The organism is Lederbergia panacisoli (genome assembly GCF_024626525.1).
In the GTDB taxonomy this organism is placed as follows: domain Bacteria; phylum Bacillota; class Bacilli; order Bacillales; family Bacillaceae_C; genus Lederbergia; species Lederbergia panacisoli.
Map to the genome: position 1 here is coordinate 1 of NZ_JANJGU010000002.1, position 17,797 is coordinate 17,797.

At 35.4% G+C, this 17,797-nt stretch carries 20 protein-coding genes; 6 read left to right on the forward strand and 14 right to left on the reverse strand.

The genetic code is table 11. The annotated features are described in order from the left end of the window. Window positions 1–150 precede the first annotated feature (150 nt). Window positions 151–369 (forward strand): hypothetical protein, encoded by a 219-nt coding sequence (locus NQ185_RS02930; RefSeq protein ID WP_257580054.1) that lies wholly within the window; start codon window positions 151–153, stop codon window positions 367–369. 281 nt (window positions 370–650) lie between these two features. Here NQ185_RS02930 and NQ185_RS02935 read toward each other — a convergent pair whose 3' ends face one another. The 4 genes from NQ185_RS02935 to NQ185_RS02950 form a co-directional block, all read right to left on the reverse strand. Next, entirely contained in the window at window positions 651–875 is a 225-nt protein-coding gene (locus NQ185_RS02935) for a hypothetical protein (RefSeq protein WP_257580055.1), read from the reverse strand. Further along, the gene (locus NQ185_RS02940) at window positions 841–3,975 is read right to left on the reverse strand and encodes an AAA family ATPase (protein WP_257580056.1); all 3,135 of its coding nucleotides are present in this window, start codon (window positions 3,973–3,975) and stop codon (window positions 841–843) included. The genes NQ185_RS02935 and NQ185_RS02940 overlap by 35 nt, the downstream gene beginning before the upstream one ends. Further along, complete coding sequence (locus tag NQ185_RS02945; RefSeq protein ID WP_257580057.1) at window positions 3,972–5,117, reverse strand: exonuclease SbcCD subunit D; 1,146 nt, start codon at window positions 5,115–5,117, stop codon at window positions 3,972–3,974. The genes NQ185_RS02940 and NQ185_RS02945 overlap by 4 nt, the downstream gene beginning before the upstream one ends. Window positions 5,118–5,218: 101 nt before the next feature. Continuing rightward, complete coding sequence (locus NQ185_RS02950; RefSeq protein WP_257580058.1) at window positions 5,219–5,437, reverse strand: DUF1659 domain-containing protein; 219 nt, start codon at window positions 5,435–5,437, stop codon at window positions 5,219–5,221. 143 nt (window positions 5,438–5,580) lie between these two features. Here NQ185_RS02950 and NQ185_RS02955 point away from each other — a divergent pair, with 143 nt between their 5' ends. Genes NQ185_RS02955 through NQ185_RS02965 form a run of 3 tightly spaced genes read left to right on the forward strand, consistent with a single transcriptional unit; the run spans window position 5,581 to window position 6,782 of the window. Next, window positions 5,581–6,009 carry a DUF2621 domain-containing protein gene (locus NQ185_RS02955; protein ID WP_257580059.1) on the forward strand — a complete coding sequence of 143 codons (429 nt, stop codon included), beginning with the start codon at window positions 5,581–5,583 and terminating at the stop codon, window positions 6,007–6,009. A 21-nt stretch (window positions 6,010–6,030) separates the two neighbouring features. Next, window positions 6,031–6,426 (forward strand): fluoride efflux transporter CrcB, encoded by a 396-nt coding sequence (gene crcB / locus NQ185_RS02960; protein WP_257580060.1) that lies wholly within the window; start codon window positions 6,031–6,033, stop codon window positions 6,424–6,426. Next, window positions 6,423–6,782, forward strand: coding sequence for a fluoride efflux transporter FluC (locus NQ185_RS02965; RefSeq protein WP_257580061.1), 360 nt, complete (start codon window positions 6,423–6,425; stop codon window positions 6,780–6,782). Before crcB ends, NQ185_RS02965 begins: the two co-directional genes overlap by 4 nt. A gap of 21 nt (window positions 6,783–6,803) precedes the next feature. Here the strand turns inward: NQ185_RS02965 and NQ185_RS02970 are convergent, their stop codons facing one another. Together NQ185_RS02970 and NQ185_RS02975 are read right to left on the reverse strand one after the other, a co-directional pair. Next, a complete protein-coding gene (locus NQ185_RS02970) occupies window positions 6,804–7,271 on the reverse strand; it encodes a CcdC family protein (RefSeq protein ID WP_257580062.1) in 468 nt (155 codons plus the stop codon). 79 nt (window positions 7,272–7,350) lie between these two features. After that, window positions 7,351–8,061, reverse strand: a complete 711-nt coding sequence (locus NQ185_RS02975) for a cytochrome c biogenesis CcdA family protein (protein ID WP_257580063.1) — start codon at window positions 8,059–8,061, stop codon at window positions 7,351–7,353. Between the two features lie 296 nt (window positions 8,062–8,357). On the opposite strand from NQ185_RS02975, the gene NQ185_RS02980 reads away from it, so the two are divergent. Continuing rightward, complete coding sequence (locus NQ185_RS02980) at window positions 8,358–8,513, forward strand: aspartyl-phosphate phosphatase Spo0E family protein (RefSeq protein WP_213128140.1); 156 nt, start codon at window positions 8,358–8,360, stop codon at window positions 8,511–8,513. A gap of 60 nt (window positions 8,514–8,573) precedes the next feature. On the opposite strand, the gene NQ185_RS02985 is transcribed toward NQ185_RS02980, so the two are convergent. From NQ185_RS02985 to yneA, 6 genes are all read right to left on the reverse strand, one after another. Then, window positions 8,574–8,786 (reverse strand): YneF family protein, encoded by a 213-nt coding sequence (locus tag NQ185_RS02985; protein ID WP_257580064.1) that lies wholly within the window; start codon window positions 8,784–8,786, stop codon window positions 8,574–8,576. A gap of 76 nt (window positions 8,787–8,862) precedes the next feature. Continuing rightward, the gene (sirA, locus tag NQ185_RS02990; protein WP_257580065.1) at window positions 8,863–9,300 is read right to left on the reverse strand and encodes a sporulation inhibitor of replication protein SirA; all 438 of its coding nucleotides are present in this window, start codon (window positions 9,298–9,300) and stop codon (window positions 8,863–8,865) included. 178 nt (window positions 9,301–9,478) lie between these two features. Next, window positions 9,479–11,482, reverse strand: coding sequence for a transketolase (gene tkt / locus NQ185_RS02995; RefSeq protein WP_257580066.1), 2,004 nt, complete (start codon window positions 11,480–11,482; stop codon window positions 9,479–9,481). 122 nt (window positions 11,483–11,604) lie between these two features. Then, entirely contained in the window at window positions 11,605–11,838 is a 234-nt protein-coding gene (locus tag NQ185_RS03000; RefSeq protein ID WP_213128143.1) for a DUF896 domain-containing protein, read from the reverse strand. A gap of 65 nt (window positions 11,839–11,903) precedes the next feature. Beyond that, window positions 11,904–12,575, reverse strand: coding sequence for a YneB family resolvase-like protein (locus NQ185_RS03005; RefSeq protein WP_257580067.1), 672 nt, complete (start codon window positions 12,573–12,575; stop codon window positions 11,904–11,906). 12 nt (window positions 12,576–12,587) lie between these two features. Continuing rightward, window positions 12,588–12,911: a cell division suppressor protein YneA gene (gene yneA / locus NQ185_RS03010; RefSeq protein ID WP_257580068.1), complete on the reverse strand. Its 324-nt coding sequence runs from the start codon at window positions 12,909–12,911 to the stop codon at window positions 12,588–12,590. A 159-nt stretch (window positions 12,912–13,070) separates the two neighbouring features. Here yneA and lexA point away from each other — a divergent pair, with 159 nt between their 5' ends. After that, window positions 13,071–13,694: a transcriptional repressor LexA gene (gene lexA / locus NQ185_RS03015; RefSeq protein WP_257580069.1), complete on the forward strand. Its 624-nt coding sequence runs from the start codon at window positions 13,071–13,073 to the stop codon at window positions 13,692–13,694. Window positions 13,695–13,723: 29 nt separating this feature from the next. On the opposite strand, the gene spoIIP is transcribed toward lexA, so the two are convergent. Together spoIIP and ppc are read right to left on the reverse strand one after the other, a co-directional pair. After that, complete coding sequence (gene spoIIP, locus NQ185_RS03020) at window positions 13,724–14,806, reverse strand: stage II sporulation protein P (RefSeq protein WP_257580070.1); 1,083 nt, start codon at window positions 14,804–14,806, stop codon at window positions 13,724–13,726. Between the two features lie 141 nt (window positions 14,807–14,947). Then, window positions 14,948–17,698 (reverse strand): phosphoenolpyruvate carboxylase, encoded by a 2,751-nt coding sequence (ppc, locus tag NQ185_RS03025; protein ID WP_257580071.1) that lies wholly within the window; start codon window positions 17,696–17,698, stop codon window positions 14,948–14,950. Between the last annotated feature and the right edge of the window lie 99 nt (window positions 17,699–17,797).

The window sequence follows — 17,797 nt, forward strand, 5'->3', positions numbered from 1 at the left end:
GGATTTTGGTGTGTGTGTGGTAACCTCACTTTTATCCTAAAATTATGGGGGTGGCAAGTTTTTTGCTTATAAACCCTTTTATATCAAGGAATTATTAACTTTTTACTATAGATGTTTTGACAATACGATGTTTATTAAGGAGGTGTCATAATGGGTCACAAATTTTGCGAAAATAAAGTCTCATTATATCTTGCTTGTATTTTGGCAGCATATGCTATAATTGGATTGGCTCTAATTTCAAGTGTAGCAAGCCTTCTCGGCGCTCTATTAAACATATTGCTGACAGTTGCAGTAATTGTCGTTGTATTATTTGCCCTTGCTATTATTATTATAGGGCTTATAAAGTTATTTTCTTCTCTCAGATCATAATTTCTATGCGGTCAGGTTTTTTCCTGGCCGCTATGTTTTTCATCTTGTTAAAATTCATAAACATTTAAAACATGAATCCTTAAAAACATGGTATGGTAATAGTATCAATACATAAGCGAGGGAAATTAAATGGGAATTACCAATATTGCAATATTATTATCTGGCATTATGATGGTTTTGTTCACTGCTGCCGTTATCATCTTTATCATATTTCTTAAAAGTCAAGAAAAAAACAGAAAAAATGATTAAAAGACCTTCCCAAAACGGGCAGGTCTTAATTATTATTTTTTCCACTTTCGAAACATTGCTATATTCATTGCAGCGGATGCTAAAAAAATTAGGGCAATCGTCACTCCAATGATGGAATATCCTAGTTTAAATGCATAATAAGTAAAGACAGCAAGACTCAATGAAATAAACGAGCCAAATATCAGTGTTACAACGAAATACGTTTTCTCCAATTCATCACCTTCAACATAAAAATTGAAATTCAGTCTTACTGCCATTATGGTCAGCTTTCACCTCAAGCCTAGCATCAATTCTTTCTTTTAGCTCAGGTACATGCGAAATGATTCCAACAAGCCTTCCGCTGCTTTGTATGTCCATCAAAGCTTCAATTGCTTGATCAAGGGATTCAGGGTCCAAAGTACCAAACCCTTCATCAATAAACATTGTTTCCAATGAAACTCCTCCCGCGTATTCCTGAACTATATCGGCTAGACCAAGCGCAAGAGCCAGTGCAGATTTAAAACTCTCGCCTCCAGAGAGGGTCTTCACATGGCGTTCCTGACCCGTATATTGATCAAAAACAAGTAATTCCAAACCACTTTGTATATTACCTTTCGATCGATCCTTTTTACGTATTAATTGATATCTTCCATTTGTCATTTTAATAAGACGGAGATTTGCAGCTTCTAATATCCCATCTAAAAATGATGCAAGAACAAAACGTTCAAAAGAAAGCTTATATGTATTTTGACCTCTCGTAATATCAGCCAAGTGACCAACCAATTCATATTCACTCTCTAAATCTTTAATTTGCCGATTGATGGTAGTTACTGCAATTTTAATTTCCTTATTTTTTTCGAACTGTATATTTAGGAGGGAATATTGCTCACCTAATGAATGATAGAGCCGTTCGCTCTCTTCAAATTCAATTTGTAATTGTTCCATATCGGGCTTTTCTTTGTTTTGGAGCCGCAATTCATAATCGTTAAGTCTATCCGTTATAGATCTAAAATCCTCATAATATGTCTTAATCATATCTTCTAGTTGATTTATATCAGAAACGTTCTTTTTAGATTGACTATAATGCTTAAACGAAGTGAAATTTTCTTCTTCCAACTTTTCTAAAAAGACTTTACGTTCGTTGTTTAATGTTTCTGTTACGGATTGCAGATTATCTTGCAGATTTTTAATCGTTCCTTTAGCCAAGGCAACTTGCTCATTACTTTGCGATAAATAATCTCTTGCCATTTTTAATGAATGATCCATTTTTTTGATTTCAGTTTCAATCGCTAATACTTTCTGATCATATGCTTCTTTTTCTCTAAGTTCCATAGGTATACTGCGGCTAAGGCTTTCAAGAATCAAAGCTGACTCTGTATGCAAAATTGAAAGTTTGCGTTCTTTTTCTTGTAAATGTTCCAGATTCAACTTTTCTTCATCATTCTCTCTTTTTAACCGTAAAACAAGTTTTTCTAAGATCGGTATCTGTTTTATTTTAGCTTTATTTTTATTTAATATGTTGTTTGTTTCCATGATTTCTTGCTTATAATCATTTAAAAATATATCTTTCTGATCAAGTGAAAAATCAGGGATCACATTTAATATAGTTTGCAAAGTTTCTTGAATTTGGCCATCTAATAGATCTGCCTCAGTACTCATCTTCATCCATTCTCGTTCAATACCGGAAAAGTATTCAATCGCTGAATCAATATTTTCTTTTGCTGATTTCATATCATTTTCATTAATATGTTCGTACGTATGAGTTGCAGGATTTGGATGTTTAAAAGACCCACAAACTGGACAAGCTTTTCCGTCAGCTAAAGAAGCGGCAAGAAGTCCTGCTTGACTAGCAAACCACCCGCTTTCTATTGCTTTTAAAGATTCTTTAGCATCGTCGACAACCTTTTTCGCATGATCTAGCTCCATTTTTTTTGTTAGTATTCCCTTTTCCAAAGAAGCTCCTTTTTCAATAAAAGTCGTAATTCCTTCTAATAATTGTAATCCTGTTGCTAATTCAGAAGCTTTTTTCTCAATTTCAAATGTGCTAATTCTTAACGCTTCTAATTCCTTTAATATGTTTTCTTGCTCTTTTAAATCCGCTATTTGTTTATCTACGATATTTTTACTAGCTAATAATTGTTTTTGACATTGTTGGAGATCTTTTTCGGCATTCTTAAAATTTGCTTTTCTGGATTCAAAAGAAATGACATCCTCTCGCATATTTTTAAGCCTAGAAAATTCACTATAAAATTGATCCCTCTTATCTCCTTGCTTTTCCTCGTATTGGAGGCGCTCCATCGCTTTTTCAAGCTGTAATTCAAATTGTTTTAATTGATCTTCTTCGGCATTTAACCTTGATGTGAATTGATCTAAATCTAATTTTAATCTTTGACAAAGATCCTCCTGATGCTGTAATTTATTTGCCTTATGGGCCATTTCGATTTCTTTTTTTGTATGGGCAATTGCTTGCTCTTTATTTAGTAATATATTTTTCTGTTCAACTAGCTGATCGCGAATAGTCATTTGCTTTAATAAGTCTTCTGCGGCATCTACATAACGTTTAGCTTCATCACGCTTTATTCTCTGCTCTTCCACATTCTTTTTTAATAATGCAATTTCTTCATGTATTTGTGTTATTACATCATCTAATAAAAGTAAAATATGCGTATCGTTGAGATGCTCTTCCATCAATGCTTCATCTAGTTGTTCATTATCTCTGTATACTATGTTTTTTAGATGTCGGCTTCTCTCAGCAACTCCTAAATCTACTTCCCTTTTCAAACTATTGGCATATTCTTTTAATTTTTCTTCTATTTGTTTATATAGTTCAGTATGAAAAAGCTTTTGTAAAATTGCCTCTTTCTCCCTGCTATCAGATGTAAGAAGTTTACGAAATTCGCCTTGAGGAATCATCAATATTTGTCTAAACTGATTTGCATCCAATTGGATAATTTCTTTTATTTTTTCATCAGTATCCCTAACATTCGCAGCAAGCAGCTTCCGTTCACCACTAGAGTCAATAAGATACAGTTCCGCTTTCGCGTTGACAATTGTATAGCCTTCCCCACGACTTTTTTTCTTTTCTTGCTGCGGCGACCTCCATATGTAGTACGTATTCCCTTTTAATGAAAACTCGAGTGCTACTTCTGTAGCAACATTGTCCCCAGCAAATTGGCTGCGCAAGTCAGTCCCAGCCCTATCATCTCCACTTGCACGACCGTAAATCGCAAAACTAATTCCATCAAAGATAGTCGTTTTTCCTGATCCAGTCTTGCCTGAAATAACAAACATTGTACGATTTTGGAGCTTGGAAAAATCGATAATTTCTGATTCTGCATAAGGACCAAAAGCTTGCATCATTAATTTAAGAGGTCTCATACTAGCACCACCCCTTTTTTTACATCGTCAATCATTTGTGCCATTAATCGTCTTTTTTCCTCTGAGAATTCACTTGTAGTCATTTCATTATAAAAATCATTAAATAGATCTAATTCAGATTTCCTTTCAAATCCAACATGAGATAGTGAATGTTTTTTTCTCAAATCATATTGTTCAATTCTTTTTTCCAAATGCAATACATTAGGATAAATTTGCCTCAACTTATTTATGGGATCTATTAAAGCACCTTCATCTAAAAGTGTCACTTTTAAGTAGTCATCTACCTTTTGATGTTGAAAGAAACTAGCATCCAATAATTCTTCTATATATCCGCTTATTTCCCTCATATCCTGATTCGGTACAAGGGATTTTTCCGTTAATTCATAGGAACCATCTTGATTCATTTCAATAATAGAAACACTTTTTTGATGATTGACTTCAGAAAACGAGTATTTTAGCAACGATCCGGAATAACGGACTGTATCATGCTTAATTGCGTCCGGGCTGTGTAAATGCCCAAGTGCCGTATAGGAGAATGGTGAAAAATGTTCGACAGAAACACAACCTGATCCTCCAACTGACAGGGTGCGTTCAGAATCACTTGTTTTACCTCCTAATACAAAAGCATGTCCTACAAATATATTTGGTCCGTTTGGATTTAAAGATTCTTCTATTTCGGAAACCAGTCGACACATTGCATCGTCATGCGACGTAATCGATTGATCTTGAAAAAACTCCCGTATTGTCCCCGGCTCTGCATAAGGGACTAAATAGAAATTTGCACCATTGATATGTATAGGTTTAAAGCAATCTTGAATCTTTCCATTAATAAAAAGGTTGCTATGTTTATACCAGGATGATCCGAAGGAAAGTCTTTCTGCACTGTCATGGTTGCCTGATATCGCTAATATAGGAATCTTTAACTCAACATTTATTTTAAATAATATTTCTTCTAAAAGACTGACAGCCTCTGTAGGCGGTACGGAGCGATCATAAAGATCACCAGCAATGATAATCGCATCGGGCTGTTCTTCTTCAATTAACTGTATAAATTGATTCAGAATATATCTTTGCTCATTTGTCATATATACACCATGCACGAGTTTACCTAGATGCCAGTCGGCAGTATGTATAAATTTCACTCAAACCACCCCTTTTAGCACTTTTCTACTATTATACCAAAGTAGATGATCGCTAGCTTGTTGTATTTTGGGGTTGCCATATTAATAGCAACCCCATAACTTTATTCATCGATATTAAAGGTATCGCCCTTCTCAATTAACCAAAGCGGCTCTGATTTTAAAGAGCTAAATGCTTGTGCTGCTTGAAAAAGCTTGTCTGCACTTGAATTACGAAGGATGTTATTAAACGTCTTGCTTTTATAAATAGGTTTATTGTTCTCATCCATGCCGTAATCAAATACAAGCTTTAAGCTTGTTGCTTTAAGATAAGCCTCTGCCATGCCACCCACCCCCTTTCACCATCTATATAGCTTCTTCGAGAGAAATAAGACACCCTATATTGAATTAGTTGCTTGTCATTAAGTTTTTGTATTCGTTATAATGATTTATAATGGTTCGTTTTTGAAATGAGGTGAAATGAAAAGTGCTTTCTGGTTGGTTTACGTGGTTTATTCTATTTTGGGTCTTTATTTTAATCTCATTAATGGGGATCGGCGGTTTTTTTATGTTTCGGAAGTTTTTAAAAAGATTGCCAAAAGAAGATGGAAAGTCAGATATGGACTGGGAAGAATATTTCGTAGAAAAAACTCAAAAATTATGGACACCGGAACAAAATTCCTTATTGGATGAATTGGTCAGCCCTGTCCCTGAATTATTTAGAGATGTAGCAAGACAAAAGATAGCTGGAAAAATAGGGGAATTAGCACTAAAAGAAAGAGTAAAGAAAATTGATTTAGACGTGGTGATTAGAGGGTATATTTTGGCAACTCCTAAGCGGGACCATAAGTTTTTAAAGAAAAAACTTGCCCAGTTAAACATTGATGTTACACCATATGAGCATTTGTTCTTATAAAAAATATTAAAGGTGATGACGATGAAGTATTTGGCAGTAGGAATAGGTGGGGTAATCGGGAGCATATTACGTTTTTCTATCAGTTCTATTCATTTTGGATTACCTGCTGACTTACTGCCTTTCGATACTTTACTCGTAAATCTGATCGGTTCATATATATTGGGATTCTTAACAGGACTTTATACTAGGTTCCCTAACATCCCTTCCTATATACAGATCTCCGTAGGAACCGGCTTAATCGGTTCCTTTACTACTTTTTCCACATTTAGTACAGATATTGTTCAATTAATATTAGATCAAAATTACTTGCAAGCATGTATATATTTTCTTGTCAGTTTTATTGGTGGTTTGGCATTGGCATTGGTCGGATTTTTATTTGGTTCAGGAAGACAACGGAAGAAGGTATTTAGTAAATGACCATTTTCTACGTGGCTATTGGTGGTTTTTTTGGTGCCATTGCTAGATATGGCATTGGCCAGTTTTTAAAACATAATATTTCTGACTTCCCATTTCCGACAATTCTAGTGAATATAATTGGCTCATTTTCCCTCGGAGTTATTATCGGCTCGACTTTGCCGATGGGAATAAACTTATTATTCGGTGTAGGTTTTTTAGGTTCTTTTACTACTTATTCTACTTTTATGGTCGAGAATGTAAAATTGATTCTAGAAAAGAAATGGAAAAGTATGCTCATTTATACTATTTGTAGTTATTTTATCGGAATGTTATTGGCATTTGCAGGGCTAATGCTAGGTATTTCCATCGGAAAGTAAAAAAGCAGCCAAAGCTGCTTTTTAATTTGTTACAACAAGCTTTTTATATTGTAATAACATTACTACACGCCAAGGAACAATCATCCCGAAAGCTAAAATCCAAAACATCCCGCTTAATTGTCCCACTTCAATTTCTTGACTTAGAATTGACTTAGCCACGATCCTCACGATCAACAACCCGATTAAAATAAAAGCAAATGCTTTGGAACGTTTTAGATATACATAATTGTCACGCACTTCAAATTTAGATGTTTTAATTAGTAAAATAGAAAAAAGCAATCCCGCCATGGCAGCTTCAAGAATCTCCATGCTTGTAACCCTAAAATAAGGGAAGATGAACATTAGGGCACCTGTACTCATAAAGATGGGCGGAAGGATGATTTTCTTTACGGAAACAGGCTTATGAGAAGCCTTCATCCGAATAAAAATGACCCCTATACTCATCATTATCGCTATAATTGAAGGTAATAAAATTTTCATTTCCATCATTCCTTAAAACTTCAATATATGTGACTTAAAAATTATACACAAACATGCTTCAATTTGGAATAATATAAATTTCCCATATTTAGAAACCTACGAAATCACCAAAAAAGTAAGAAAAAATACTAATAATAAGCGTCATGCCATCAAAGAAAAGAAGGATCCCGACCAAAATCATAATGTACCCACCAATCTTCATGATTTTTACATTATGCTTCCGGATCCAGTTCATCCGTCCAATAAAGAATGAAAGAATAAAAAATGGAATGGCAAACCCAAGAGTATAGGTTATCATATATAAAACACCAGAACCCGGGTTAGAAGCCGCTAGAGTAATAACCATCATCAAAATTGGGCCCGTACAAGGAGTCCAACCCGCGGCAAAAGCCATGCCGATTAACGAAGATCCAACATATCCTGCAGGACGGTGTTTAAATTCAAATCTGCGGTCCTTCATTAAAAATTCCGGTGAGAAAATCCCCGTTACCATTAAACCAAAAAGAACTATAAAAATGGCGCCTACTTGTCTAATTAAATTTTGATATTCCGAAAAAAAGTTACCTATATATGATGTACTAAAACCCAAAACGATAAATATAACAGAGAACCCAAGCAGGAAAAATAGCGTATGAAGCATACTTCTACGCTTAAACATGGCATGTTCATTTTTTAATTCACTTACTGACATTCCGGTAATATACGATATAAAAGCTGGATATAACGGCAGACAACATGGTGAAATGAAGCTTAAAAGTCCTGCCCCAAAAGCTAAAAACAAATTAATATCTCCAGTCATTTCATTACAACTCCTAATATCATTTGCATCCATTCTATCAAAAATTGAACACATTCTGTCATATAGCGATTGTGAATCTTCTGTGTCGAATAAAAAGGTTGTTATAACATATGAAAATATGTTATTATCTGGTATAATATATTTAATATAATATTTATTTTGTAACGTTTCTATACATCAAATCGTATAGACTAATACATAGTTTAGATTATAGTTTTAGTCAGTCAAAAATGGCCTGCCACTATATTAAAAATTAAACATGAAAATATATTTCATCATGGAAAGGATAATAGACTATGTCAAATAAACAGCTGCTTTCGAAAATTGAAACGAAACGTCAACAGTTGCTCTCAGTCGCTGCTCAAACTGGTTTGACATCGACATTGTCTCTTCAGTATAGTATGGAACTGGATACGTTAATTAATCAATACTTACTATTGAAAAAAGCTTAATATGGCAAAAAAAACGGACGCCTTATGGGCTTCCGTTTTTTTCTCCTGACAGACTACTTTTTACTTCATTTGTTTATTCATTGCACTCATCATTTGATTGATTTTCTTCTGCGATGGCTTCATACCCATCTGCATCATCATCATTTTCAACATTTGTTCATTGATTGGTGGGTTTTTCTTTAAATAGTTCATCATATATTTACGGGCAATAAAGAAGCCAAGTGCTACTCCTCCCAAAATACCAATAAATGCCCAGAAAAAATTCCAAAACATCTTCGTTTCCTCCTTCAAGTTGTCTACACTTCAGTTTACTAAATACCCGATTATTATACAATAATGTATAAGATTTTCATACGAATTTTCGTTCTTTTATTGGTTTTACCCATCCATATTGATCATTCTCAATATCCATAGCCAAAAATCGACCATTAAATTTCCTTAACACTTCAAAAAATATAGATTCGCTTGCATAGCTTCCCCATGCTTTTAACTGCAAACAACGTTCACCAATTACTAATTCCGCACCTTCGTGTAAGCCAGTATTGTTGGCACAATATACTTTTCCTTTTATATAAAACTCCTTATTCTCGACTGAGTGAGCTAGATGTTTATGTAGATCTAAATAAGGCAATGGTTTCGTAATATATTTTATTTGTTTTTGAACAATTTCTTTCCTATTTCCTCGTAATCTTCGCTCGGCAATGAAAAGTTCTATAAATTTACTTTCTCTTCCATAAAAAAAATCCGCAAATTCATCCTCTATTAAATAAATTAAATAGATTCTCATAGTATATCTTCACTCCTCAGTCACCTTTTCTCCTATTGTAGACGAGGTTTAGTAAAATAATTGTCTAAAGCTGTATGTACGATTAAATATAATATGGTTATTCTTTAAAGATCCGAAATCTCCTGCATAAAATGATAAAAAAAGAGAGGAAATTTAGTTCCTCCCTTTTTAACCCATTTTAATTTTGTAACAACTTTTCCACTTTGGCCACTAGATTTTCGACCGTAAATCCGTATTCTTCTATTACTTTTCCTCCAGGTGCAGAGGCACCAAATTTATCGATAGCCAAAGTATCTCCTTCATCACCCGTATATCTATCCCATCCAAATGATGAACCCATTTCAATAGCCAATCGTTTTTTAACGGAACGTGGAAGAACCGATTCTTTGTATTCTTTTGTTTGTGCCTCAAAACGATCCCATGAAGGCATACTTACAACTGAAACGCTGATTCCTTTTTCTGCAAGGGCTCTTTGTGCATCAACTGCAAGACTGACTTCAGAGCCAGTAGCAAGCAATAGGGCATCTGCCTTATTTTCAGCAGGAGAAATGACGTATGCGCCTTTTTCTACTCCTTCCCTTGCATTTTCATCAGTTCCCGGTAATGTTGGTAAGTTTTGTCGAGTAAGCACTAACGCAGTAGGCTTATTACTTGATTCGATTGCAAGACGCCACGCAGCAGCAGTCTCATTCGCATCTGCCGGCCTAATGATTGATAATCCTGGCATAGCACGCAAGGAAGCAAGCTGCTCAATTGGCTCATGTGTAGGTCCATCTTCTCCAACAGCTATGCTATCATGTGTGAATACATATGTGACTGGAAGTTCCATAAGGGCTGCCAAACGAATTGCTGGGCGTAAATAATCAGAGAAAACGAAGAATGTTCCACCGAATACTTTCAAGCCGCCATGAAGAGCAATTCCATTCATGGCCGCACCCATACCGAATTCCCTAACTCCAAACCAAATATTTTTACCCGAATAATTTTCAGCACTTAAATCTGTTTCGCCATTGATCATTGTATAATTGGAGCCCGCCAAGTCTGCAGCTCCTCCGATTAAATGAGGGAAGTTTTTCGCAATGCCGTTTAAAGCGTCATTACTTGACTTCCTAGTTGCAAGGCTTTTACCTTCTTCAAAAATAGGAAGATCCTTATCCCATCCGTCTGGTAATTTTCCGGATATTGCCGTTTCAAGCAATGCAGCTAGTTCTGGATGATCTTGCTTATAGTTTGCGAAAAGACTTTCCCATTCAGCTTCCTTATCTTTACCATTTTGAACAGCGGTATTTTCAAACACTTCATATACTTCAGATGGAACGTGAAAATCTTCTTCAAATGTCCATTTGTAATATTCTTTTGTCAGCTTCATCTCGGCCTCACCCAATGGATTACCGTGAACAGCTGATTTTCCGGATTTATTAGGAGATCCATAGCCGATCACAGTTTTTACTTCAATAAGGCTTGGTTTTGAAGTTTCTGCTTTTGCGGCTTCAATGGCCTTTGCAACTTCTTTCATATCGTTGCCATCTTCAACTCTTATATAATGCCAACCGTATGCTCTGAAGCGTTCACCTACATTTTCAGAAAATGATTTATCCAATTCACCATCAAGAGTAATATCGTTGGAATCATATAATAAAATCATTTTTCCAAGCTGCAAGTGACCAGCAAGGGATACAGCTTCAGAGGCTACCCCCTCCATCAAATCACCGTCGCCACAAAGAGCATATGTATAATGATCAACAACATTATATTGATCCTTATTATAAACCGCTGCTAAATGGCGTTCTGCTAGGGCCATACCGACAGCCATTGCAATACCTTGTCCAAGAGGACCTGTTGTTGCTTCCACCCCCGGTGTATAGCCATATTCCGGATGTCCAGGTGTACGGCTTCCCCATTGACGGAAGTTTTTTAAATCCTCAATTTCGACTCCATACCCTGATAAATGTAGTAAACTGTACAATAGCATTGAACCATGTCCGGCGGAGAGAACAAATCTATCACGATTAAACCATGCAGGGTTTTTAGGGTTATGGTTCATAAAACGTGTCCATAACGTGTATGCCATCGGAGCAGCACCCATCGGTAATCCTGGATGACCAGAGCCCGCCTTTTCAATAGCATCAATGGAAAGCGTTCTTATTGTGTTTACTGCTAGTTGATCTACTTGTTCAAACATTGACAACAACCTTTCTATCTAATTTTGCATATATCTATCATAAAGATAAATGATTGATTAAACAACTATTTTTAAAAAATTGAGAAAGTTGCACAAGTTATTTGTTTTAGAAAGCAAATATGTTAATGAAGTTTTTTCTGTTCTTGAATTTTTTTAACTTTTTCCGGTGTTACATCTTCTCCTGTTACATCAAACACTCGTACATTTTCAATCGTCTTTCTCATTGAAGAACGAAAAGTCTTTAAATATTCAGAGCGCAAGCTTGTTTGCTCCTTTGCTTCTTCTTTTGTAAGACCTTGTTCTTTTGCTTTTTTGGCTAATTGATTGATTCTCATAAGTTTATCTTTAGGCAACATTTTAAAAACTCCTTATAAAAAGGTTTATTGAGATTAGAATTTATGGTACTAAAAAAAGGGCAAGACTACAAATCATCTGCCCTCTCTACTATATTTTCATTATGTAAGATGTGTTCTTTATATCTTCTATGTACAGTCGCTTTTGATACATCGTAGCCAAAGCCCCTCATAGTAGCTGCAATTTCACTAAATGTAAGTCCATTATTTCTCAAACGGATAATTTCTTCAAGCGGTATATCCTTTCTTTCCCTGCCTTCAACATTGCCACGACTTTTTAAGTTTTTTTCTGGACGATATCCTCTTTCGATTGCTTTCCTCATGCCGCGTTTGATTTTAATATTATGAAGTTTTCTTTGATATTCTTCAACCATACTCACAATATTTAAAACCATGGAATCTGTCTCAGAAAGCTGTAATTCTCCATTATGCGAAAGATTATATAATTTAATCCCTTCTTTATATAGCGTGTGAAGCAGTGCAATTTTGGCGTTTCCTCTTCCTAGCCTCGTTTCGTCCTGTATCAATATAGCGTCAATTGAATCAGACTTAAGTTTATCTAATAATTGTAAGATGCCGGGTCTGTCAAGATCATATCCGCTCGATTGGTCGCATATGACTGAATCTACCTCTAATCCCCAAATTCTTGCTGCAGCAAGTAATTCCTCTTCTTGTCTAGCAAGGGATGTTTCCTGTGTAACTTTTTCTGTACTAACCCTGCAATAAATGATTGCTTTCATAGGATGCCTGCCTCATTTCCCCTTATATGCATACTCTATTTTATCATCATTAAATTTCAAATATGAACCCGAGATAATAAGCTCATCACCATTTTTGATAGAAGTGCTCTTTAATTGATTTTCCTTTTCTAATATTTTCATAAAATCTGTTGTAGACATTCCATATCTCTCTGCATTTTTTTGAGAGATGGACCATAATGTGTCACCTTTTTGTACGGTAATGACGAGATCCGTATGATGTTTGTCATCTCCACTAAATAATATATAAAAGCCCATTAGCAACGTTATAATAAAAAATAAAATAGCATAAGAGTATTTTTTCCATATTGCAACCATTTGATAACCTTCTTTCGAATGTGTGTTCTTATTTGATATTTATTGTAGTACGAACATCCGTTTGTTGTCAAGCGAAATTCGAACTTATGTTTGTATACATAGGAAGTTCATGATATACTGAAGTTAAGTTAAAAAGAGACAAAAGGAGAGTGAATATAATTGATAAAATTATCGAAACGGCAACAAGATATTCTTGATTTTATAAAATTAGAAGTTAAATCAAAAGGATATCCTCCTTCCGTTCGTGAAATTGGGGAAGCAGTAGGACTGGCCTCCAGTTCAACTGTACATGGGCATCTTGCAAGACTAGAAAACAAAGGATTAATTAGGCGTGACCCGACAAAGCCAAGGGCTATTGAAATTATCCAGCCTGATAACGATAATATTCCTCACCAAAAAACAATCAGTGTTCCATTAGTGGGGAAAGTTACGGCAGGTCTTCCTATTTCTGCCATTGAGAATATCGAAGAATATTTTCCGCTTCCTGAACAGCTTGTACCTGCAGACGATCAAGTTTTCATGCTTGAAATTGTTGGTGAAAGTATGATTGAAGCTGGTATATTAGACGGTGATTATGTAATCGTGCGCCAGCAAAGCACCGCCAATAACGGTGAAATCGTTGTTGCGATGACGGACGAAAATGAAGCTACTGTAAAACGTTTTTTTAAAGAGAGAGATTATTTCCGCTTACAACCGGAAAATTCGAATATGGAACCAATTATATTACGTGAAGTTTCGATTTTAGGGAAAGTCGTTGGACTTTATAGACAAGTTATACATTAATAGATGGAATAGAGCCTTTTTACCAGGCTCTATTTATTTTTACTAGCTTCCACAGCCTCTCCCCAATAATAGTCACTGATTACTTCTGCCAAAGCATCCACTGTTCGATTAAGTTCCTCGAGATTATTATCTACTCCACCGACTTCAATTATAAGATTGTGATCGAACAAGTCTTGGTTGTATATGCCATTTCCAACTGTATTCGGCTTTGCTATCGCACCTCTTGAAAGACCTGGATATTTTTTTTCAAGTAATCTATGAAGTTTATCCGCAAATTCTAGGTTTTTGTTATAGTTTGGATTTGATTTACCAATGACGAACATGACCTTTGCATATGCTTGTCCCTTAATTTTTTTTGTAGTTACATGTTTTTTCACCGAATCACGATGAATATCAAACATGAGTTTAAATTCCTTATTTTGACTCATTGCATCTACCACAATTTCCCGTGATGCTGTGTATGATTGGTTATAGTTCATTCCTTTTTTCACTAACTTGTCCGAAATATCTGTCGTATCAACTAATGTTTTGATCCCTCTTTCTTCAAGTTTTTCACCGAGTCTTTTACCCAGCAACGTTACATTTTTATCTTTACTATTCGCATCCTTTGAATTGGGAGCTAATGAGTGGAATGATTCACGTGTATGGGAATGGTAGATGAAAGCTACATAATCATTTGTTAATTCTTTCTTTTCATCATTAGGTATGAGTTCCGCCTCGTCTGTTTCGTCATGCATTCCAAAATCCTGAGGGGGAGGTGATTCAATAGGTAGATTTGTAAAATCCGTTCCTTGGCCAGCAATGAGGATTTGGGGGCTTGATGCGTATAACCCGGGGATTTCCGTAAATAAAAATGTTTTCATATCAGCCAGGTTAATATTCGTTAAAATTTCAAGAGCCACTTTCCCGAGAGAGCTATCTGGCTGTGTTGGCATTACGGAATGAAGGGAGTGATTTTCCAAAGACAAAATATAGAGAAAAGAATCTGTTTTCGATGAATCAGATCCGATAAAAGAAAAAGCGCTAATTTTTAGACTTGAAAAAGCAATAATGGATATTATAAAGAATACAGCGATAACTGATAGCGAGGACCTTGCAGCAATTTTAATCATCGTCTTCATCCCTTTATCAAATTGTAACTACATTCCATTTATATGAAAAAGTTAATAGACTATGAATAAATACTGAAATTTTTTAGTAGAACACAAAAAACCTTGTGGTTTGCCTTAACCACAAGGTTTTTTTGTCTATTATCAACCTGTATTAACTAATCCTGCTGCTACTCCATTAATGGTAAGCAAAACTTCCGTTACGAGTTCATCAGAAGGATTTTCGGTTTCTCTTAACTTTTTAATTAGATCAACTTGTAAAAAGTTCAATGGATCTACATAAGGGTTCCTTCTATGGACAGATTCTTGGATATTAGGTGTATGGGCAAGCAATTCTTCGTTTCCGGAGATTTGCAATAGAACCTTTTTTGTTCTGTAATATTCATTGGAAATATTTTCAAATATTCGATTAGCCATTGCCGGATCCTCAACTAAGCTTAAATATTCTTTGGCAGTAGCCATATCTGCTTTCATCAACGCCATTTGCAAATTATTAATTGTTGATTTGAAGAAAGGCCAATGTTTATACATCGTTTGCAGCAATTCAAGATTCGACTCTTTCAATTTTAGGAAAGATTCTAGCCCTGTACCTGATGCATACCATGCAGGGATCATTTGCCTTGATTGAGTCCAGGCAAAAACCCAAGGAATGGCACGTAAATCTTCGAAGCGTTGACTATTCTTTCTACTCATTGGCCGTGACCCAATATTTAAGGCGCCTATTTCCTTTAATGGGGTTGCTTGATTAAAATAAGTTAGGAAGTCTTTGTCACCGAATACAAGTGATTGATATTTCTCCAATGCATGTTTGGAGATTTCCTCCATGGCAATTTCCCATTCTTTTTTTCGTAAGTAGGCAGAATCATTAAATGAAGCAACTTTGGAACAAGCCTCGAATAATGCAGATGCAGCCTGCTCTAAATTGCGATAGGCAATATCTTCCAGCAAATATCTAGAAGAAAGTACTTCTCCTTGCTCTGTTATTTTAACTCCGTCTCCTAGTGTTTCAACAGGTTGGGAAAGAATACTTGTATTTAATGAACCGCCGCCGCGTCCTAGTGAACCGCCGCGTCCGTGGAAAAATTTCAGGCGAATATTAAATTCTCTCGCCATATTATGAATTTCTTGTTGAGCCTTAAAGAGTTTCCAATTAGCCGTTAAGGTTCCGCCATCCTTACTTCCGTCAGAATAACCGAGCATGATCTCTTGATGATTGCCGCGTTTGTTTAAATGATTGCGATAAACATCCATTCCAAACAATGATTTTAATATAGATGGACCTGCAATTAAATCATCAATGGTTTCTAAAAGTGGAGCAACATGCAAGTCACTTTCTATTCTACCATCGGAGAATAGTCGATAGATTCCCGCTTCCTTGGCAAGTAAAAGAACTTCCAATAAATCACTTGCCGATTGGGTCATACTAATTAAATATACTTCTATTGAACGTTTTCCGAACTCATTATGAGCTTTCTTAATAAGTTTAAATACATTCAAAATTGCCAATGTTTCTTTAGAGTACCCTTCTTCAAGTAGAAGAAGTGGTCGCGGATCACTTAATACTCTTCGTAGAATATCGAGTTTTTTCTCTTCTGAAAGTTCAGAGTAGTTTGCAGTTATATTGACTGCTTTTAGTAATTCACTAACAGCAGCTTCATGTTCACCACTATGGTTTCTAATATCTAATGTCGCTAAATGGAAACCAAATAATTGAACCTGCCTAATCAATTTTCTAATCGTTTTAAGCTTTTTATGATCAGGTTGATGGTTTTCCGCACTTTCCATTATTTGGATCAAATCTTTCAATAATTCTGCTGAACTCTCATATCCAAGATCTGACTTTCCGACCTCATTAAGTCGTTTTATTATAACTGCGAATTTTCTGCGATAAAATTCTGACTCTATTGGCCATTTTTCATCTTCCATTAAGTATTTCGGTTCTTCTTGCTCAACGGACGCAATTAATTCATCGCTTACATGAGTCCGTTCGGTAGAATGACTAAACCTTTTCATTAATTCATTGATTGATTCATCGTATTTCTTTAAAACGAGACTTCTCTGCATTTGCAGCGTTTCCCACGTAATTTCAGGAGTTACATTTGGATTCCCATCTCGATCCCCACCGATCCATGATCCAAAATGGAGAAAATTAGGGACTTCCCACTCATGTTCAGGAATATTTTCTTGCAATTGAAATTCCAACTCTTGATGAATGGAAGGCAATGTATCGAATAATGTTTGATCGAAATAATAAAGTCCATTCCTTACTTCATCAAGAACTTTCGGCTTTCTATGCCGTAATTCATCTGTTTGCCATAAAGCTGTTACTTCATTAAATAAGCTTTCTTCATAGTTACGTCGTTCTTTCTTTGTTACTAAAGGATTATCTAGTTTTTGTAGAATCGTTGATATTCTTTTTTGAATTTCTAGAACTGTTCGCTTCGTAGCCTCGGTAGGGTGGGCTGTAATGATCAATTCAATCGATAAATCATTTAATACTTGTTGAAGCACTTCATTGGAAAGCTTCAACTCTTTTACTTTGGATACTACATTTTCCAATGAAAAAGGTTGACCGCCTTCATCTTTTAATTGATATTGGCGCCTACGACGAATTCTATGGTTTTGTTCCGCTATATTTATTAGATGGAAGTATATCGCGAATGCTCTAATTACTTGCTGACGTGTAGGTGGTTCAAGTGTACTGATGATATCCTTTAATTCCGTATATGTCTTTTCTGAATATTCCTTACGCAGGCTCTTCGTTAATTCTCTAATAGCTTCAACTTTATTAAAAAGTTCAATTCCACCATGATGAACTAATATTTCGCCTAGAATATTACCTAATTTCTTTACATCACTACGTAATTGAGCGTTATAATCAACCGTGTCGTTCAAACTACATCTCCTCCTATTCCCCAAAAACGACAATACATTTTTACTAGTATTCCCTTTAATTAATGATTAGATTTTAATAAAACCTAGGGACAGTTTATC